We start from the raw sequence: 19,547 nt of genomic DNA, 5'->3' as shown, positions 1-19,547 counted from the left end.
GGCTTAGCCTCGCAACGTCTTGATGATCGCCGAGAAATCGAGGCTACCCTGCCCGGCCGCGGCGAAAGCCTCGTAGCGCTCTGCGGCCTTCGCCCCCATCGGGGTGTCCGCGCCGGTATCCTTCGCAGCTGCCATCGCGAGCCGCAGGTCCTTGAGCATCAACGCCGCCGCGAAACCGCCCTGGTAGTCATGGTCGGCTGGCGTATCGGGACCGATCCCCGGCAGCGGCGCGTAGCTCGTCATCGACCAGCTCTGCCCCGACGACACGCTGGCAATGTCGTAGAATGCCTGCGCGTCGAGCCCGAGCTTCTCCGCCAGCACGAAGGCCTCGCACGTCGCCATCATCGTCGCGCCGAGGATCATGTTGTTGCAGATCTTCGCCGCCTGCCCCGCGCCGTTCGCGCCGGCGTGGATGACCGCCTTGCCCATGTCGGCGAGGATGACGCGCGCCCGGTCGAACGCCTCGGCCGACCCGCCGACCATGAAGGTCAGCGTGCCCGCATTGGCCGCGCCAATCCCGCCGGATACGGGCGCGTCGACCGCGACGAGACCCTTGGCCTGCGCGGCCTCGGCGACATGCTTGGCGGTGGCGACGTCGATCGTCGAACAGTCGATCAGGATCGCCGACGGTGGGGCGACGCCGAACAGCGCGTCGTAAACCTCGGCGACATGCTTGCCGGCCGGGAGCATCGTCACGATCGCCTCGGCGCCGTCCGCTGCTTCGGCAGCGGACGCGACGAGGAGGCAGCCGGCGGTTTTGGCCTTGTCGAGGGCATCGGCGCTCAGATCGAACGCGCGGACGTCGTGGCCTTTCTTGGCGAGGTTGGCCGCCATCCCGCCGCCCATATTGCCGAGCCCGATAAATGCGATCCGTGCCATCTTCTCTCTCCTAATCTTTGCCGCCGCGACTGTGTCGCTCGCGATCCGTAACCAGCGTCGTCATCCTGACGAAAGTCAGGATGACGGGCGGCGTACTACTTCCCCGTCCAGCTCCCGGCGCGCTTCTCCACAAACGCGGCCATGCCTTCGCTCTGGTCCGCGGTCCCGAACAGCCCGTGGAACAGCCGCCGCTCGAACTGGACGCCCTGCGCGAGGCCCGTCTCGAACGCTGCGTTGACCATCTCCTTGTTCGCCAGCACCGCCAGCGGCGCCATCGCGGCGATCGTCGCGGCGGTCTTCACCGCCTCCTCGATCAGGTCGTCCGCGGGCACGATCCGCGACACGAGACCGGCGCGTTCGGCTTCTTCCGCGCCCATCATCCGCCCGGTCAGGCACATCTCCATCGCCTTGGCCTTGGCGACCGCACGCGTCAGCCGCTGAGATCCGCCCATCCCCGGCGACACCGCCAGCTTGATCTCGGGCTGGCCGAACTTGGCGGTATCGGCCGCGAGGATGAAGTCGCACATCATCGCCAGCTCGCACCCGCCGCCCAGCGCGAAGCCCGACACCGCCGCGATCACGGGTTTGCGCGTCCGCGTGAAATTCTCCCAGCCGGCGAAGAAGTTGCTTGCGTACATGTCCGCAAAGCCCTGGCTCTGCATCTCCTTGATGTCCGCCCCCGCCGCAAAAGCCTTGGCCGACCCGGTCAGCACCGCGCAGCCCTGCGACGGATCCGCATCGAACGCGGCGAACGCGGCGATCAGGTCCGCCAAAATCTGCGAATTGAGCGCGTTCAGCGCCTGCGGCCGGTTCAGCGTGACGAGCGTGACGCGGCCGCGCTGCTCGACCAGGATCGTTTCGTATTCGGCCATTCAATCTCTCCTATCCCGTCACCCCAGCGAAAGCTGGGGTCTCTCGATAATGATGAGACCCCAGCTTTCGCTGGGGTGACGCGTGTTCTTTCTACTTAGCCCGGCGTCCAAGCCTCGTTCACCGGCAACGGCGCGAAGATCTGGTCGATCACGTGATCGGTCACGTCCTCGGGCGTCGCCGGATCCCAGCGCGGCGCATTGTCCTTGTCGACGATCACCGCGCGCACGCCCTCGATGAAATCATGCCGCTGCACGACATGCGCGCCGACCGCATATTCCTGTTTCATCTCGTCCGCGAAACTCGCCATCCCCGCGCCCTCATGGAGGAGGCGGAGCGAAACTTTCATGGACTGTGGCGACTTGGTCTTGAGCGTCGCGAGCGTCTGCGCTGCCCATTCGCCGCCATCCGCCTCGAGCGCGGCAAAGATGTCCTCCAGCTCATCCGACGCGAACAGCCGGTCGATGTCATCCTGCTGCGCAAGCATACGCGCCTCGGGCGCCGCCACCGACAGCGCATCGAGCACGCCAGCAATATCCTGCGGCGTCTCGCCGATCCGCGCCTTGGCGGTCTCGATCGCCTCGCCCGGCAGATAATGCGTGGCGAGCCCCAGCGCGAGGCACTCCGCGCCGTCCAACCGATGCCCGGTCAGCGCCAGAAACTGCCCGATCCGCCCCGGCAGCCGCGACAGATACCAGCCGCCGCCGACATCGGGGAACAGCCCGATCCCCGTCTCCGGCATCGCGAACTTCGTATTCTCGGTCGCAACCCGGTACGTGCAGGGCAGAGCCAGGCCCACGCCGCCGCCCATCGTGATCCCGTCCATGACCGCGACGATCGACTTCGCATAGGTGAACAGCCGGTGGTTCATCCGGTACTCGGCATGAAAAAACGCCCGCGCCTCGACGCCGTCGGTGGCACCCGAAGCGGCCAGCATCCGGATATCGCCCCCCGCGCAGAACCCCCGCCCCTCGGCATGATCGATCACGATCGCCTCGACCGCCAGATCGCCCCGCCAGCCCTCCAGCGCCTCAAGCACGCCCTCGCACATCGCAAGGTTCAGCGCATGCAACGCCTTGGGCCGGTTCAACCGAATACGGCCGACAGGCCCTCTTGTCTCAACGATCAGATCATTGGTCACGCGTTCGCCTCCAAAGCGACATCTCCGCGCCTCCGCGTCTCCGCGTGAACAAAACCTTTTTCACGCGCAGACGCGGAGGCGCGGAGGAGAAAAACATAGCTGCGCGGGCTCACTGCCTCGTCAGTTCGCGCCCGACGATCATCCGCATCACCTGGTTCGTCCCCTCGAGGATCGAATGCACGCGCAGATCGCGCCAGAAGCGCTCGATCGGGTAATCCTGCAGATACCCGTACCCGCCATGCAGCTGCAACGCGCGGTCGACCACCGACGATCCCGTATCCGTCGCCAACCGCTTCGCCATCGCCGCGAACTTGGTCTTGTCGGGCGCGTTCGCCGTCACCTTGGCCGCCGCGATGTAGAGCAGCGCGCGCGCCGCCTCCAACTCGGTCGCCATGTCCGCCAGCATGAACTGCGTGTTCTGGAAATCCGCGATCGCTTTCCCGAATTGTTTCCGGTCCTTGGTGTAGGCGATCGCCTCGTCCAGACACCGCTGCGCACCGCCGAGCGAGCACGCACCGATGTTCAGCCGCCCACCATCGAGCCCCATCATCGCGATCCGGAAGCCCTCGCCCTCGCCACCGACTATGTTCGCCGCCGGCACGCGAACGCCGTCGAAGATCACCTGCCGCGTCGGTTGCGAATGCCAGCCGAGCTTCTTCTCGTTTGCGCCGAACGACACGCCCGCCATGTCCTTCTCGATCACGAGGCAGGAAATACCCTTGGGCCCATCCTCACCGGTGCGGACCATCGTCACGTACACCTCGTTCTCACCCGCCCCCGAGATGAACTGCTTCGAGCCCGTCACGATCCAGTCGTCGCCATCGCGCACCGCGCGCGTCTTCAGCGCCGCCGCGTCGGACCCGGAGCCCGGCTCGGTCAGGCAATAGCTCGCCAGCCGGTCCATCGTCACCAGATCGGGCAGATACTTGTCCTTCACCGCGGCCGACCCGAACCGGTCGATCATCCACGCCGCCATGTTATGGATGCTGATGAACGCCGACGTCGAAGGGCATCCGTACGACATCGCCTCCATGATCAGCGCGGCTTCCAACCGCCCGAGCGCGATCCCGCCGCTTTCCTCGCTGACATAGATCGCCGCGAACCCGACCTCCGCCGCCGCCTTGATCGTATCGCGCGGGAAGATGTGTTTCTCATCCCACTCGGCCGCGTGCGGCGTGATCCGATCGGCGGTAAACCGCCGCGCCAACTCCTGGATCTCGCGCTGGTCGTCGGTGAGGTCGAACTGGTTGGTCACGAGGAAACTCCATCAATACCGGCGTCTGGCGTCGATCCGACCAGATCCCATCTGTTGCCGTACAGGTCGGCGAATACGACGACCCATCCATAAGGCTCGTCGCGCGGTTCTTCGAGAAAGTCCACGCCGCGGTCGTTGAGCGTCGCGTAAGTGGCTCTGAAATCGTCGGTATGCAAAAAATAGCATACCCGTCCGCCGCCCGCCCGGCCGATCGCGGACGACTGTTCGTCGCCGATCGCTTTGGCCAGCAGCATGGCGGAACCGCCGCCGGGGGCAGCGACACGCACCCACCGCTTGCCGCAGCCGAGATCGGTATCCTCAACCAGCGAGAAGCCGAGCACATCGACAAAATACGCGATGGCCTCATCATACTCGCGAACGACCAAGGCGACCGATGCGAGCCGCATCACCCCATCGTCGGAATGACGAAGGCATTCGCCGCATCACCCACCCCGCCATCTGGCCAGCGCTGCGTGATCGTCTTGACCTTGGTCCAGAACTTCACGCCTTCCATGCCGTGCTGGTTGGTGTCGCCGAACGCCGAGCGCTTCCAGCCACCGAACGTGTGATACGCCACCGGCACCGGGATCGGCACGTTGATGCCGACCATCCCGACATTCACCCGCGCCGCGAACTCGCGCGCCGCGTGGCCGTTGCGCGTGAAGATCGCGACGCCGTTGCCGTATTGATGCTCGCTCGGCAGCCGCACCGCCTCCTCGAAATCCGCAGCGCGGACGATCTGGAGCACTGGCCCGAAGATCTCCTCCTTGTACGCCGACATGTCGGTCGTGACGTGATCGAACAGCGACGGCCCGATGAAGAACCCCTTCTCATGCCCCTGAAGCGCAAACCCGCGCCCATCGACGACCAGCTCCGCGCCCTCGTCCACCCCGGTCTGGATCCAGTTTTCAATTCGGCTGCGGTGCGCCGCATTCACGACCGGGCCATAATGCGCGTCATTGTCGGTAGACACACCCACGCGCAGAGCCGCGATCGCCGGAATGAGCTTCTCGCGCAGTGCAATCGCCGTCTTCTCACCGACCGGCACCACCACCGGCAACGCCATGCACCGCTCGCCCGCCGATCCGAATGCCGCGCCCGACAGATCGGCGACGACCTGATCGAGGTCCGCGTCGGGCATGACGATACCGTGGTTCTTGGCCCCACCCATCGCCTGGACGCGCTTGCCCGCCTCGACGCCGCGACGGTACACGTAATGCGCGATGTCGGACGACCCGACGAAGCTGACCGCCGAGATCGCCGGATGATCGAGGATCGCGTCGACCATCTCCTTGTCGCCGTGCACGACCTGGAAGATCCCCTCGGGCAGCCCTGCCTCGACGAACAGCTCGCCCAGCCGCACCGGCACCGACGGATCGCGCTCGCTCGGCTTCAGGATGAACGCGTTGCCCGTCGCGATCGCGACGCCGCTCATCCACAGCGGAATCATCGCCGGGAAGTTGAACGGCGTGATGCCCGCGCCGATGCCGAGCGGCTGGCGCATCGAATAGACGTCGATCCCCGGCCCCGCGCCCTGCGTGTATTCACCCTTGAGGATGTGCGGGATGCCGCAACAGAACTCGATCACCTCGAGCCCGCGCTGGATATCGCCCTTCGAATCCGCGATCACCTTGCCGTGCTCGGACGAGAGCATCCGCGCCAGCTCGTCCATGTTCGCCTCGACGAGACGCTTGAACTCGAACATCACGCGGGCGCGGCGCTGCGGGTTGGTCGCGGCCCAGGCCGGCTGCGCCTTTTGCGCGGCTGCGACCGCACGGTCCAGATCGACGGCGCCCGACAGCCGCACCCGCGCCTGCACTTCGCCCGAATTCGGGTCGAACACGTCGCCGAAGCGCTCGGCGGTGCTCGCTGCACCGCTCACGAAATTCTCGATGGTCCGCATGGCATCCTCTTCTAGTTACCGGCATCGTCGGCCATAAGCGTTTCGCAGCCAAGTGGGGCTGTTTGCAGATTCGCTCTGCAAATATGCAGCACAAGGTGAGGCGTTCATGGATTGGGACGACGTCCGGTATTTCCTCGCTTTGGCGCGCACGCATCGGCTGGGACCTGCCGCAAAACTGCTCGGACAGGACGCAACGACGGTCTCGCGGCGCCTGCAACGCTTGGAAAGCCGACTCCAGACGACGCTCTTCGAACAGACCGTCGCCGGCTACGCGCTGACCGAACGCGGCACCGCATTGCTCGATCATGCCGAAAAGATGGAGGCCGCCGCGCTCGGCATCCAGGAAGTCGTCGGCACCGATGCGGGCGTGCTCGCCGGCCCGATCCGGTTGAGCGTCTCCGAAGGCTTCGGCAGCCGCATCCTCGCGCCGCGGCTCGCATCGTTTACCAACCAGCACCCGCGGATCGCGATCGACCTGATCGCGTCGACCGGCTTCCTCAACCCGTCGCGACGCGAGGCGGATATCGCGGTGATGCTCGCCCGCCCAAAGAGCGGCCCGCTCGTCGCGCGCAAGCTCACCGACTATCACCTCGGCCTCTACGCGCACGCCGATCACCTCGCGCGGACGCCGCCGATCGCTACCACCGCGGACCTCACGCGCCACCGGCTGATCGGCTATGTCCCCGACATGATCTACGCGCCCGAACTGCGCTATCTGGCGGAGATCGACGCCCGGCTCGACGCCTCGATCCGCAGCTCGAGCATCGTCGCGCAGGCCGAATTGATCGCCGCAGGTGCCGGGTGCGGGATCCTGCCCTGCTTCATCGGCGACCAGATGCCGGGGCTGGTCCGCGTGCTGCCCGGATCGGTCGACATCCAGCGCTCCTTCTGGCTCGTCGTCCACCGCGACGTCCGCCGGATCGCGCGGATCGACCGGTTCATCGCCTGGCTCGATGCGACGATCGGCGCCCTGAAGCCGCTGATGCTGGGCACGATTGTCGCATCCGGCTGAGGCTCGTATAGGCTCGCACTGCCGCGGCACTGCCGTTTTCGCTCGGAGTGAAGCGTGATCCCCCAATTATACCATGATGCGATTATCTGGATCGGTGACGGCACGGGATTGCCCGACGCCATCCTGCATATCCACGCGGGCATGGCATTGTTGATGATCGCGAGACTGGTGACGCGTCGATCGTTCGGTACGTTCATTCCATGGTGGGTCGTCGTCGCCGGCGAGGCGTTCAACGAGATCATGGATCGACTAAGTTTCGGGTCGTGGCGTGTCGAAGATACCCTGCTCGATATTCTCAACACGCTTTTGTGGCCGACCGTGATCTGTCTCGGCGTCCGCCTGCGCCCAATGATCGGCAAGCGCGCGCGGTAGGTCGCGCGCCCATCCCCCACCGTTATCCTGACGGAGCGGGCGAGGGTGACGGAGCGGCGATAACGGAACGCAGATGACGGGCGCTCACCCCAGCGCGATATACCGTTGCAGGTGATAATCCTCGTCGCCCAGCTGGTGGTCGATCATCACCAGCCGCTTGGCATAATGCGACACCGCATATTCCCACGTCATGCCGATCCCGCCGTGCAGCTGGATCGCCTCCTCGGCCACCAGCGCGCCGGTCCGCCCGATCGTGTATTTCGCCGCCGCCAGCGCCCGGTCGCGCGCCTTCGCGTCGTCGCCGTCGAACGCCGACGCCGCGTTGATCACCGCCGACTGCGCCTGCTCGATCTCGAGCAGCACCGTTGCCATCCGGTGCTGGAGCGCTTGGAACTTGCCGATCGGCACGCCAAACTGCTTCCGGTCGCGCAGATAGCCGAGCGTAGCTTCCTTCACGAACTCCATTGCTCCGAGCGCCTCCGCCGACAGCGCGAGCAACCCAGCACCGACGGCTGCATCGACGATCGCCTGCCCCTGCCCATCGCCACCAAGCCGCGCGCTGGCGCCCAGCGTCACGCCGTCGAACGTCACGTCGCCCGCCGCACCGCCCTCGACGATGTTGTAGCTGCGCACCGACACGCCGGCCGTGTCCGCGGGCACCAGCAGCACAAGCGGATCGCCGTCCTGCTCGACCACCACGACGAACACCGACGCGGCGCCTGCCTGCTGCACGACAGCCTTGGTGCCGCTCAGCGTCCAGCCGTCGCCGCTCTTCGTCGCGGTCACCGGCGTCGCGCCGTCGTCCATCGCGAACGCCGCAATCGTCTCGCCGGACACGATCCCGGCCAGCATCTCGTCCTGCCCGCCAGCAGCCGCCAGTGCGCGCCCAGCCATCAGCGCGCCAAGGAACGGCTCGACCACCAGCGCGCGGCCGAGCGCCTCGAACACCACCATGATGTCGAACCCGCTGCCGCCAAAGCCGCCCGCCGCCTCGTCGAACAGTGCCGAGACGATCCCGAGCTCGTTCAACTGCGTCCACACCGCCGGATCATACCCCGCCTCGCTATACGCCCCGGCGTTGCGCGTATCGATCGGATAGCCGTCGCGCAGCGCGCGGACGAGCGTGTCGGCCAGCATGCGCCGGTCGTCGCTGTGCTCGAAATTCATGTGCTCAGAGACCCAATATGGCTTTGGAGATGATGTTCTTCTGGATCTCGTTCGACCCGCCGAAGATCGACAGTTTCCGGTTGTTGAAATAGCTCGGCGCCGCCATCGCCGCATCCTCGGGCCCGACATCCTCGCCGTTCCACCCGGCCTCCAGCGCCTCGGGAATATACGGCGCCGCATACGAGCCATACGCGCGGCGAGTCAGCGAGGTGATCTCCTGGCGGATCTCGGTCCCCTTGATCTTGAGCATCGAGCTTTCCGCCCCCGGCGCACCGCCGCCCGCGACCGCCGCCAGCACACGCAAATTGGTCGTCTGCATGTTGGCGAGATCGATCTCGACCCGCGCCATCCGTGCCGCGAACAACGGGTCGTCGGCCAGCGCACGCCCGCCCTTCTTCTGCGTCTGCGCGACCTCCTTCAGTCGCTCGAACGACGCGATCGAGAAGCCGACCCCGGCGATGTTGGTGCGCTCATAGGTCAGCAGATACTTGGCATAGGTCCAGCCAAGATTTTCCTCCCCGACGAGGTTGGCGACCGGCACCTCGACATCGGTGAAGAACACCTCGTTCACTTCCTGCTCGCCGTCGATCAGCGTGATCGGCCGCACTTCGATGCCGGGCGACTTCATGTCGATCAGGAGGAACGAGATGCCCTCCTGCTTCTTCGCCGTCGCATCGGTGCGGACGAGGCAGAAGATCATGTCGGCATGCTGGCCGAGCGTCGTCCAGGTCTTCTGGCCGTTGACGACATAGACGTCGCCCTTCCGCACCGCGGTCGTCTTGAGCCCGGCGAGATCGGACCCCGCACCCGGCTCGGAATATCCCTGGCACCACCAGTCGGAGCCATCGAGGATCCGCGGCAGCCACTGCTTCTTCTGCTCCTCGGAGCCGTATTTGATCAGCACCGCCCCGAGCATGTTGACCCCGAACGGCACGACGCGCGGCGCGTGCGCGAGTGCGGATTCATTATCGAAAATGAAGCGCTGGATCACGCTCCAGCCCGGACCGCCCCATTCCTCGGGCCAATGGTTCGCCAGCCAGCCACGATCGTTCAGAATGCCGTGCCATTCCTCCATGTCCGACTTGCGCAGCCGCTTGCCCTCACGGACCAGCGTGGAAAGCCGTGCGGGCAGTTTGTCGCGGAAGAACGCGCGAACCTCGTCGCGGAATGATTCTTCCTCGGGCGTGAAGCTGAGATCCATGACCATGTGACTCCTGATGATGGAGCCTCTGTGCCACAGCCGAGGACGAAATTGAAGGACCGGTATGGTCGATGCGATGGAATTTGTTCTGTGATGCGACGCAAGTTAATCCGAACGGTATCGCGGCCCCTCCCGTCATCCTGACGAAAGTCAGGATGACGGGAGGGGCAGGCAGTTCGACTTGATCAGAACCGGAAGCTTAACCACCCCGCGCCGAAGTTCGAGCTCTTATACCCGGCGTTGGTCAGCGCATCGCCCGCCTTGAAATGCTCGAGCCGCCCGGTGAACGACAGCCGTGGCGAAATCGACCACACCGCCTGCAACCGCGCCGCCTGGCCGATCTCGCGCCCGCCTACATTCTGCGTGCCGACATACGGCGTCCCGTTCGAGCGATAGACCGCATCGCGCAACGTCGACCGCCACATGAACTCGTATTCGGCGGTCAACCGCACCTTCTTGATCGGCTGGAACGACACGTTCGGCGCCGCCGCGAGGAAGTTGATCGGCCCGACGAACACGCCGTAGGTGTAATAGATGTTGTTGCCGAACGGCGAGAACGACGTCCGCAGCGGCTTGGTCTGGTCGAACGCGTCGCCGCCGCTGCCGTAATCGCCACGCAGCCCGACCCGCGGCGCGGCCGCGTCCTTGCCCAGGCGATAGGTCTGCGCGGCGAACACCTGCCACGCCTTGATCGGGCGACCGTTGAAATTCCCCTCCTCGCGCGTGACGGTGTAATCGACCGTCAGCGGTCCCGCGGTGCCCCACAGGCGCCCGCCATAATAGATCCGCTCCTCGACGCCGCGCACCTGCCCCCAGATCTGGTCGCGGCTTCGCAACCGCCACAACAACGGGTCGAAAAACAGCTTCGATCCGCCGAACAGGGTCTTGGGCAGGACGACGCCAACGCTGATGCCGCTGAACCGGGTATCCTTGTCGGTCTTGTCGTCCGACAGCCCTTCGGTCCCGTAGTTGACGAAGTTGAAATCGAACACGTCGGCGCGCAGCTTCGAACCCTTCACCCAACCGCGAACGCCGTCGAGCACGAACATCAGCGCATTATTGTCGCGCGCGGAGACCAGCAGGCTGATGCCGTCGGTGAACTCCTGGCGACCGCCGCGCACCCCGACCTCGACATTGCCGACCTTGCCGTACACGTCGGCAAACGCCTGTTGCAGGAACAGGTCGTTGCGCTGCGTGCCCGCGACCGCGCCGGTGTTGACGCCGCCGACCGTCCCGTTGGCCAGCTCGCCGAACACGCGGAAATGATCGCCGAGATGCAAGTCCGCGCCGCCGACGACGCGGAGGATGTCGAGCCGCTGCGCATCCGTCTCGACCAGCCCCTGGTTGCTGGTGGAATTCACGCGCGCACGGATTTCGCCGCTCAACGTCAGATAGCTGTTCGAGGCACTGTCGATCGAAATGTACTTGAGCGCATCGAGCGGATCGTCGCGCTTGGCGGGATCCTTGTACTTGCTCCAATCCTCCGCCCAGCGCGAGATGTTGTAGCCCCCCGTCGTCGCGCCATAGCCCTCGGCCTCGGCCGGATAGGTCGCATCCTTGGCGGACGCCGGCGTGCCTGCAGGCTTTCCGCCCTTGTCGGCATTGACGGGTACGTTCGCCCCGGTCGGGTCGGTCTGCGCCGAACCGGCCTGCGACGGGCTGCCGGTCTGGGCGAAGGCGGGGCATGCGATCACGACGGCGAGCGCGCAAACGCTACCACCCACGAAAAGTCGGGTCATTTGGAACACCTTGGTTCGGAAGAAGCCGCCCACAACAACGCAGACGGCCTCAGATCAGGCAGCGTTGGGGATCGCCGCCGGGACGAGTTCGGGCAGCTTGCCCGAGAGCGCTGCGTCGAGCTTCTCGCGGTCAAGGCCGCCCTCCCAGCGCGCGACCACGATCGTCGCGACCGCGTTGCCGATGAAGTTGGTGAGGCTGCGGCACTCGCTCATGAAGCGATCGACGCCGAGGATCAGCGCCATGCCCGCGATCGGCACGGTCGGCACGATCGACAGCGTCGCGGCCAGCGTGATGAACCCCGCGCCGGTCACGCCCGCAGCCCCCTTGGACGAGATCATCGCGACGACCAGCAGCAACAGTTCCTGACCGAGCGTCAGGTGCGTGTTGGTCGCCTGCGCGATGAACAAAGCCGCCAGCGTCATGTAGATGTTGGTGCCGTCGAGGTTGAACGAATAGCCGGTCGGCACGACCAGCCCGACGACCGACTTCTCGCAGCCCGCGGCCTCCATCTTCTGGATCAGGTTCGGCAGCGCCGCTTCCGACGACGACGTGCCGAGCACCAGCAGCAGTTCGGCCTTGAGGTAACGGATCAGCTTGAAGATCGAGAAGCCGGTAAGCCGCGCGACCGTGCCGAGCACGACCACCACGAACAGCGCCGCGGTGAGATAGAAGGTCGCGACCAGCGCGCCGAGATTGGCGAGGCTGCCGATCCCGTACTTGCCGATCGTGAAGGCGATCGCACCGAACGCACCGAGCGGTGCCGCGCGCATCAGGATGCCGACCAGCTTGAAGACGATCAGGCTGAGGCGCTCGAGGAAGTTCAGCACCGGCTTGGCAGGCTCGCCGACCAGGCTCAGCGAGATACCGAACAGGATCGCGATCAGCAGAATCTGCAGGATGTTGCCGTCGGTGAACGCGCTGACCATCGTGTCCGGGATGATGCTCATCAGGAACCCGGTGATCGTCGTCTCGTGCGCCTTGACGGTATAGTCGGCGATCCCCTTGGTATCGAGCGACGAGACGTCGACGTTCATCCCCGCGCCCGGCTGGACGACGTTCGCAACGATCAGGCCGACGATCAGCGCCAGCGTCGAGAAGAACAGGAAGTAGGCGAACGCCTTGCCCGCGACGCGGCCGACCGATCCGATTTCCTTCATCCCGGCGATACCGGTGACCAGCGTCAGGAAGATCACCGGCGCGATGATCATCTTCACCAGCTTGATGAACGCATCGCCAAGCGGCTTCAGCGCCGCGCCATAGGTCGGATAGAAATGCCCGAGCGCAGCGCCGAGCGCGATCGCCACCAGCACCTGAAGGTACAATTGGCTCGACCAGCGCTTGCGCTTTGGCGTTTCCGCGACCGCATATGTCTGGGATGGTAGGGTCAACATCGTCTCCTGAAGCCTCGTCCACTGCCGCGGGACGTTATGTGCGACGGTAATGCCGGGCCGGACCCGGGACTACAAGAGTACGTCCATACCGTAATAAAACGTTGGTTTTGCGTCGTTTATCGGCATACCGACAGTTCAGATGTGCGGAAAATGCCGACTTTCCTGCATGGCGCCATACCAATGTGTGTGATAATCCGCACAAATGAATCGACCCCGCCGCCCCCTGATCGCGACCGCACTGGTCGTCCTGCTCGCGTTCGCGGCGTTGGGCGTGATCGTTGCCGGGGTCGCATCGATCTATGGTCCACGCGCCGATGCCGACGCCACCGCGGCAGTACGGATGCGCGCGGTGCAGCAGACCCGCAGCAACCTCCGCCTGCTCGAGGCCGAGTTGCAGACCTATCGCCTGCTGCCGGTCATGCTGGGCGAATATGCCGACCTCCGTGCGGCTCTGGTGTCGGGTCGCGCGGACTCTGCGCTGAACCAGAAGCTGGCGATGCTGGCGCGGCGAACCGGCGCCCCGGTGATCTACGCGCTCGATACGCAGGGGATGACGATCGCCGCCTCGAACGCCGGCCGCCCCGACAGCTTTCTCGGCCATGACTACCGGTACCGCGAGTATTTCACCGCCGCGATGGCGTCGGGCGCGACCGAGTTCTTCGCGCTGGGCAGCGTCAGCGGACGCCCCGGCCTCTATCTCTCCCGCCGGATCGAACAGGCCGGACGCCCGCTCGGCGTCGTCGTGGTCAAGGTCGAATTCGGCAAGATCGCGCGCGCCTGGATCCAGGATCAGATGGCGACCTTCGTCACCGATCGCGACGGCATCATCCTGATCTCCAGCGACCCGCGCCTGCAATTCCGCACCACGCACCCGTTGTCCGCGGCCCGCCGCGACGCGTTGATCCGTACGCGCCAGTTCGGCGCCTTTCCCCTCGCTCCCGCGCCGCTCCGGCTCGACGACGGACGCTCGCGGCTGGTCGACGGCACGCCCGCGGTAACGGTGTCGCTGCCCGTCCCGATCGCAGGCTGGCGACTGGTGCATATGGAGCCGCTCGACGCCGCGCTCCGCACCGCCGCGGCGCGCACCCGCTGGGCCACCGCGATCGCAGCGCTGGCGACGATCGCGGCGATGCTGGCCGCATGGTGGACGTATGAGCGCCGCAAGCGCAACGCCGGCGCGCGCGCCGAACTCGAAGCCGAGGTCGCGCGCCGCACCGCCGAGCTCCGCGCCACCGCCGACCGCCTCCAGATCGAAGTCGAACAGCGCGAGGTCTCTGACCAGCGCTTCCGTCAGGCGCGCGAGGAACTCGCCCACGCCAACCGCGTCGGCTCGATCGGCACGATCACCGCCAGCGTCGCGCACGAGATCAACCAGCCGGTCGCCGCGATCCGCACCTTCGCCGACAACGCCGCCGCGTTCCTCGCACGCGGCGCCCCCGACCGCGCCGCCGCCAATCTCGATTCGATCGTCGATCTCACCAGCCGGATCGGTACGATCACCGCCGGCCTGCGCCGCTACGCCCGGCGCGGCGCAGGCTCGATCGGCCCGGTCGCACTCGACGAGGCGATCGACGGCGTCCGCCTGCTGATCGGCGACCGCTTCCGCGCGAAAGGCGTCGCGCTCGACCTTCCCGCCGGCCCCGAGGCACGGCTGACGGTCATCGCCGGTCGCGTCCGCCTCGAACAAGTCCTCGTCAACCTGCTCCAGAACGCGCTCGACGCGGTTGCCGATCGCGCCGATGCGCGCGTCAGCGTCACGGTCGGGCGCCGGGGCCGCGACGTCGTGCTGACCGTCGCCGACAACGGCCCCGGCATCGATCCCAGCATGGCCGACCATCTCTTCACCCCGTTCGAGACGAGCAAGAAGGACGGCCTCGGGCTCGGCCTCGGCATCGCCCGCGACATCATGACCGAGTTCGGCGGCACGCTCGATCTCGTCCCAGCCCCCGAAGGCGCGATCTTCCGCATGATCCTGGTGAAAGCATGACCGAGCAGGCCGTCCTTCTCGTCGACGACGACGACGTTCTGCGTGGCGCGCTCGAACAATCGTTCGAACTTGCCGGCATCGCGGTCATCGCCGAGCGCGATCCGACCGCGGCGCTGGCCCGCGTCCATGCCGGGTTCGACGGCGCGGTCGTCTCTGACATCCGCATGCCGAAGATGGACGGATTGGAGCTCTTCCGCCGCATCGCCGCGATCGACCACGAGATCCCCGTCCTGCTGATGACGGGCCACGCCGACGTCGCGATGGCGGTCGCCGCGCTCAAGAACGGCGCGTTCGACTTCATCCCCAAACCCTTCGCGACCGATCACCTGATCGCGGGGGCACGCCGCGCGCTCGAAATGCGCCGCCTCGTCCTCGACAACCGCCGCCTCCGCGCCGCCGCCGAGGAGACGATCGGCGCCGAACCGCTGATCGGCGAAACCCCGGTGATGATCCGCCTCCGCGACACGATGCGCCAGATCGCGCAGGCCGATATCGACGTGCTGGTCGAGGGCGAGACGGGTACCGGCAAGGAACTCGTCGCGGTGCTCCTCCACCGCTGGAGCAACCGCCGCTCGCGGCCGTTCGTCGCGGTCAACTGCGCCGCGCTCCCCGAGGCGGTCGCGGAGATCGAGCTGTTCGGCCATGACGGCGACTCGCGCCTGCCACGCACCGGCCGGATCGAGGCATCGAACCGCGGCACGCTGTTCCTCGACGAGATCGAAAGCACCCTCCCCGCCTTCCAGGCGAAACTGCTGCGGGTGCTGGAGGAGCGCGAGGTGATGCCGGTAGGCGGCGACCTGCCCCGCGCGCTCGATCTCCGCGTGATCGCCGCCGCCAAGCCCGGCCTCGAACAAGCCGTCGAGGACGGTCGCTTCCGCGCCGACCTCCTCTTCCGCCTCGACGCGGTCCGCCTCCGCATCCCGCCGTTACGCGAACGCCGCGACGACATACCGTTGCTGTTCGGGCATCTGCTCCACCAGGCAGCGGAGCGGTTCGGCCGCGAGGTGCCGACCGTGGACACCGCCACGCTCGCCTATCTCGGCCAGCACGACTGGCCCGGCAACGTCCGCGAACTCGACAATCTGGCGAAGCGGCTGGTCCTGCGCGTCGAGGCCGAAGACCCCACCGACGAGGACAGCGACATCCCCCTCCCCGCGCGCGTCGACAAGTTCGAAGAAGCCACGATCCGCGCCACCCTCCAACAGGTCAATGGCGACGTGCGGTCAGCGCTGGCGGCGCTCGGCATCCCGCGGAAAACCTTCTACGACAAGCTCAAGCGCCACGACATCGACGTAGAGGCGTACCGGCCTGTGAAGGGCTAAGTCTCGATCCTCCCCCGCAAGGGGGAGGTGGCTGGCGCTTGCCAGATGGAGGGGGAGGAAAGGAATAACCTTGCTTCCGGGTCCTCCCCCTCCGTCACCTTCGGCGCCACCTCCCCCTTTGCGGGGGAGGATCAGGATGACCGCCGGAGATCGTTGATCCGGTCCTGCTAAGTCGGAATAACCGGCGGCACCACCCCGCCCTGCCGCGTCGCCACGAACTTCGCGAGCGGCGGCCCGATCACCAACACCCCCAGAAACCGCAACACTTGGAGCGCCATCACGAACGGCACATCCACCGGACTCGACGCGGCGATGATCGCGACCGAATCCATCCCCCCCGGGCTCGTCGCCAGATACGCGGTGACCGGATCGATCCCCGCCCAGCGCGTCAACGCCGCCGCGATCCCGCCACAGAACGCGATCAGCAGCGCCACCGACAACAGGATGCGCGGCATCGCCTTCCCCGCCACGCGCAACGTATCGCGCGTGAACGACAGCCCGATCCGCCACCCCACCACCGCATAGCTGATCGCCAGCAGCCACTGCGGCAACACCGGCTGCGCGACCCCGGTGACGTTCAGCGCAGCGCCCGCGACCAGCGACCCGAGCAGCGCCCCCGCGGGCAGCCGCAACGCGATCCCCACGCCCGCACCGATCCCGGCAATCGCGATCGTCCGCAGCACCACGAGCGTATCGACCGCCGCGAACCACGCCCCGGCGACATGATGCCCGCTCCCGCCGCCGACCATCACCGCGGCCAGCACCGACGCGACCACCGCCACGCTGACGACCCGCGTGTAGGTCATCACCGCGACCAGCCGCGAGTCCGCGCCATACGCCTGCGCCATCAACACCATCGCGCTCGCGGCACCAGGCGTCGATCCCCACACCGCGACGGTGCCGGGCAACACCTGCCACCGGCTCAGCAGATAGCCGAGCACGCTGCTCGCCGCGAGCGTGACGAAATTGACCATCAGGAACACCGGCCAATGATCCGCCACCGTCGCGACGATTCCCGTGGTGATCGATCCCGCGATCAGCGTGCCCACCGCCGCCTGCGCGCCGCGAAACGCCGAAAGAGGCACGGTCAGCGACCACCCGCGCACCGCCAGCACGACCGCCGCGATCATCGGCCCGAGCAGCAATCCCGCCGGCAGTCCGACCAGTTCCAGCACACCCGCCATCACCGCCGACAGCGCAATCAGGATAGCCCAGCGCCCGATCATGCCCTCGTGGCGAACCAGATCACATGCCGCGCCCCGCCCTTGCGCGTCGCCCGCGCGACCACCTCGTCGACCGCGAACCCCGCTTCGGCAAGCCGGTTGGCGAACGGCTTGCTCGGCGCGGACGACCACACAGCCAACACGCCGCCCGGTCGGAGCGCCGTCCACGCCAGCGAAAGCCCCCGCGCGCCATACAGCCGGTCGTTACCCGGCCGAGAAATCCCGTCAGGCCCGTTATCGACGTCGAGCAGGATCGCGTCCCAGTCGCCTTCGGCGATCACCGCCGCGACATCGCCCTCGACGATCCGGGTCCGCGGATCGGTCAGGCTCTCCCCATGCAGCGCCGCCATAGGCCCGCGCGCCCACTCGATCACCGCCGGCACGATCTCCGCGACCGCCACCTCGGCGTCGGGACCCAACCGGCCAAGCGCCGCGCGGAGAGTGAACCCCATGCCCAGCCCGCCGATCAGCATCCGCACACCCGGCCGCGCCCCGATCCGATCGCACGCCTGCTCGGCCAGCGCCTCTTCCGATCCGCTCAGCCGGCTGTTCATCAACTCGTTCGCACCGAGCATGATCGAGAACTCCGCGTCCCGCTGCAGCAGCCGGAGTTCACCCCCACCCGGCACCTGCGCCGTCCCCAGAAGAACCCGCGGCACCATCAGGCCGACCACGCCGCGATATCGTCCTGCTCGCCGATCAAGGCCAGCCCGTGCGCGATCGAGGTCAGCTCGCCGCCGCTCATGATCGCCGCCTCGCCGAACCGCTCGACGAAGATCCGCCGGATGCGCGGGATCAGCGACGATCCGCCGGTCAGGAACACCCGGTCGATCTCGCCACCGCCGACGTTGGCCACTGCCAGCGCCCGGTCCACCGCCGCCTCGATTCGGACGACGTCGTCGGCGATCCAGTCCTCGAACTGTTTGCGCGTAACGTCCGCCTCAATCTCCAGCCCCGCGCCCGCAAAGTGGAAATGCGCGTCCTCGCCTTGTGACAAAGCCCGCTTCAGCGTGCCGACCGCATCGTACAGCGGATAGCCCAGCTCGTTCTCGATCACCGCGATCATCCGCCCGATCGCGACCGGATCGACCGCGGTCTTCTGCAACCGCTCGAGCTCGGTCATCGTCTTGCGGTTGCGCATCAACGCGAGCCTCGACCAGTCCGCAAAATCGGCGAAATAGGCGCGCGGGATCTCCAGCTCCTTGCCGAACGACTTGTACGCGCCACCCTTGCCCAGCATCGGCAGCACCAGCCGGTCGAGGATGCGGTAATCGAACCGGTCGCCCGCGATCCCGACGCCCGCATGCCCCAGCGGCGTACACCGCCGTGCCGCCCCCGGCTCGGCGACGCGCACGACCGAGAAATCGCTCGTGCCCCCGCCGAAATCCGCCACCAGGATCGTCGCCGGTTCGGTCAGCCGTGTCGCATAACTGTACGCCGCGCCAAGCGGTTCGTAGACATAATGGATCTCCGAGCCGAACCCCTTGAACATCGCGTCATAGCGCGTCCGCGCCAGCGCCTCGTCGGGCCGCGCACCGGCATATTCGACCGGCCGCCCGACCACGATCCGCTGCGGCCGCGTATCGAGCCTGCCGCCGGCATGCGAAATCAGCTTGTCGAGGAACAGGTTGCCCATCTCCTCGAACCGGTATCGCTTGTCGAAGACCGATGCCTGCTCGAAACTCTTCATCGCCGCGACCGACTTGAACGACTGGATGAACCGGCTGTCGAGCGGATATTCCATATATTCGGCGATCGCCCACGGTCCCGCATCCGACGCGAGCCCCTTGCCGCTATCGTCCTGCCAGAAACACAGCGCCGACCGGAACACCGGGCTCGTCTCGGCGGGGGCGGCAAAGCTCACCAGTTCGGGCGAGCCCCCCGCCGTCCCCAGCGCCACGACGCTGTTGGTCGTGCCGAAATCCAGCCCCAGGGCGGGACCGCCAGCGTTCGTGTGCATCGCATGTTCTCCGTGAACGCGCGCCTATGGCGATACGGGGTGCAGGATGGCAACCCCGCGCGTGCACGCCATAAGCGCAACATTTCGCCCATCCCTAAAAGGGAGGGGTGAGAAACGAGCCGCC

The 19,547-nt window shown here is 66.6% G+C and carries 17 protein-coding genes; 4 read left to right on the top strand and 13 right to left on the bottom strand.

What is annotated here, in order from left to right; all coding sequences use genetic code 11:
- Window positions 1-3: 3 nt before the first annotated feature.
- From mmsB to EQZ23_RS15095, 6 genes are all read right to left on the bottom strand, one after another.
- Window positions 4-879 carry a 3-hydroxyisobutyrate dehydrogenase gene (gene mmsB, locus EQZ23_RS15120; RefSeq protein ID WP_128455241.1) on the bottom strand — a complete coding sequence of 292 codons (876 nt, stop codon included), beginning with the start codon at window positions 877-879 and terminating at the stop codon, window positions 4-6.
- Window positions 880-974: 95 nt separating this feature from the next.
- Complete coding sequence (locus EQZ23_RS15115; RefSeq protein ID WP_128455240.1) at window positions 975-1,751, bottom strand: enoyl-CoA hydratase; 777 nt, start codon at window positions 1,749-1,751, stop codon at window positions 975-977.
- A gap of 95 nt (window positions 1,752-1,846) precedes the next feature.
- A complete protein-coding gene (locus EQZ23_RS15110) occupies window positions 1,847-2,890 on the bottom strand; it encodes an enoyl-CoA hydratase/isomerase family protein (RefSeq protein WP_128455239.1) in 1,044 nt (347 codons plus the stop codon).
- Window positions 2,891-2,999: 109 nt separating this feature from the next.
- Window positions 3,000-4,145 (bottom strand): acyl-CoA dehydrogenase family protein, encoded by a 1,146-nt coding sequence (locus tag EQZ23_RS15105; protein WP_128455238.1) that lies wholly within the window; start codon window positions 4,143-4,145, stop codon window positions 3,000-3,002.
- The gene (locus EQZ23_RS15100) at window positions 4,142-4,552 is read right to left on the bottom strand and encodes a VOC family protein (RefSeq protein WP_128455237.1); all 411 of its coding nucleotides are present in this window, start codon (window positions 4,550-4,552) and stop codon (window positions 4,142-4,144) included. The genes EQZ23_RS15105 and EQZ23_RS15100 overlap by 4 nt, the downstream gene beginning before the upstream one ends.
- Window positions 4,552-6,048: a CoA-acylating methylmalonate-semialdehyde dehydrogenase gene (locus EQZ23_RS15095; protein ID WP_128455236.1), complete on the bottom strand. Its 1,497-nt coding sequence runs from the start codon at window positions 6,046-6,048 to the stop codon at window positions 4,552-4,554. Before EQZ23_RS15095 ends, EQZ23_RS15100 begins: the two co-directional genes overlap by 1 nt.
- Before the next feature lie 106 nt (window positions 6,049-6,154).
- On the opposite strand from EQZ23_RS15095, the gene EQZ23_RS15090 reads away from it, so the two are divergent.
- Together EQZ23_RS15090 and EQZ23_RS15085 are read left to right on the top strand one after the other, a co-directional pair.
- Window positions 6,155-7,060, top strand: coding sequence for a LysR family transcriptional regulator (locus EQZ23_RS15090; protein WP_128455235.1), 906 nt, complete (start codon window positions 6,155-6,157; stop codon window positions 7,058-7,060).
- A gap of 54 nt (window positions 7,061-7,114) precedes the next feature.
- A complete protein-coding gene (locus EQZ23_RS15085) occupies window positions 7,115-7,432 on the top strand; it encodes a hypothetical protein (RefSeq protein ID WP_128455234.1) in 318 nt (105 codons plus the stop codon).
- A gap of 84 nt (window positions 7,433-7,516) precedes the next feature.
- Here EQZ23_RS15085 and EQZ23_RS15080 read toward each other — a convergent pair whose 3' ends face one another.
- The 4 genes from EQZ23_RS15080 to EQZ23_RS15065 all read right to left on the bottom strand — a co-directional run bounded on the left by EQZ23_RS15080 (window position 7,517) and on the right by EQZ23_RS15065 (window position 12,928).
- The gene (locus EQZ23_RS15080) at window positions 7,517-8,599 is read right to left on the bottom strand and encodes an acyl-CoA dehydrogenase (RefSeq protein ID WP_128455233.1); all 1,083 of its coding nucleotides are present in this window, start codon (window positions 8,597-8,599) and stop codon (window positions 7,517-7,519) included.
- A gap of 4 nt (window positions 8,600-8,603) precedes the next feature.
- A complete protein-coding gene (locus EQZ23_RS15075; protein ID WP_128455619.1) occupies window positions 8,604-9,800 on the bottom strand; it encodes an acyl-CoA dehydrogenase family protein in 1,197 nt (398 codons plus the stop codon).
- A 185-nt stretch (window positions 9,801-9,985) separates the two neighbouring features.
- Window positions 9,986-11,539, bottom strand: coding sequence for an alginate export family protein (locus EQZ23_RS15070; protein WP_128455232.1), 1,554 nt, complete (start codon window positions 11,537-11,539; stop codon window positions 9,986-9,988).
- A gap of 54 nt (window positions 11,540-11,593) precedes the next feature.
- Window positions 11,594-12,928, bottom strand: coding sequence for a dicarboxylate/amino acid:cation symporter (locus EQZ23_RS15065; RefSeq protein ID WP_276318477.1), 1,335 nt, complete (start codon window positions 12,926-12,928; stop codon window positions 11,594-11,596).
- A gap of 205 nt (window positions 12,929-13,133) precedes the next feature.
- Here EQZ23_RS15065 and EQZ23_RS15060 point away from each other — a divergent pair, with 205 nt between their 5' ends.
- Together EQZ23_RS15060 and EQZ23_RS15055 are read left to right on the top strand one after the other, a co-directional pair.
- Window positions 13,134-14,918, top strand: coding sequence for an ATP-binding protein (locus tag EQZ23_RS15060; RefSeq protein ID WP_206364270.1), 1,785 nt, complete (start codon window positions 13,134-13,136; stop codon window positions 14,916-14,918).
- Window positions 14,915-16,240 (top strand): sigma-54 dependent transcriptional regulator, encoded by a 1,326-nt coding sequence (locus EQZ23_RS15055; RefSeq protein ID WP_128455230.1) that lies wholly within the window; start codon window positions 14,915-14,917, stop codon window positions 16,238-16,240. The genes EQZ23_RS15060 and EQZ23_RS15055 overlap by 4 nt, the downstream gene beginning before the upstream one ends.
- Window positions 16,241-16,407: 167 nt before the next feature.
- Here the strand turns inward: EQZ23_RS15055 and EQZ23_RS15050 are convergent, their stop codons facing one another.
- Genes EQZ23_RS15050 through EQZ23_RS15040 form a run of 3 tightly spaced genes read right to left on the bottom strand, consistent with a single transcriptional unit; the run spans window position 16,408 to window position 19,423 of the window.
- Window positions 16,408-17,466, bottom strand: a complete 1,059-nt coding sequence (locus EQZ23_RS15050) for an AbrB family transcriptional regulator (RefSeq protein WP_128455229.1) — start codon at window positions 17,464-17,466, stop codon at window positions 16,408-16,410.
- A complete protein-coding gene (locus tag EQZ23_RS15045) occupies window positions 17,463-18,125 on the bottom strand; it encodes a hypothetical protein (RefSeq protein WP_128455617.1) in 663 nt (220 codons plus the stop codon). The genes EQZ23_RS15050 and EQZ23_RS15045 overlap by 4 nt, the downstream gene beginning before the upstream one ends.
- Window positions 18,125-19,423, bottom strand: a complete 1,299-nt coding sequence (locus EQZ23_RS15040; protein ID WP_128455228.1) for an Hsp70 family protein — start codon at window positions 19,421-19,423, stop codon at window positions 18,125-18,127. The genes EQZ23_RS15045 and EQZ23_RS15040 overlap by 1 nt, the downstream gene beginning before the upstream one ends.
- Between the last annotated feature and the right edge of the window lie 124 nt (window positions 19,424-19,547).

It is taken from the genome of Sphingomonas sp. UV9, assembly GCF_004101245.1.
Taxonomy (GTDB): Bacteria; Pseudomonadota; Alphaproteobacteria; order Sphingomonadales; family Sphingomonadaceae; genus Sphingomonas.
The sequence above is the reverse complement of the archived record's forward strand: the minus strand, read 5'-3'. Positions and strand labels throughout refer to the sequence as shown.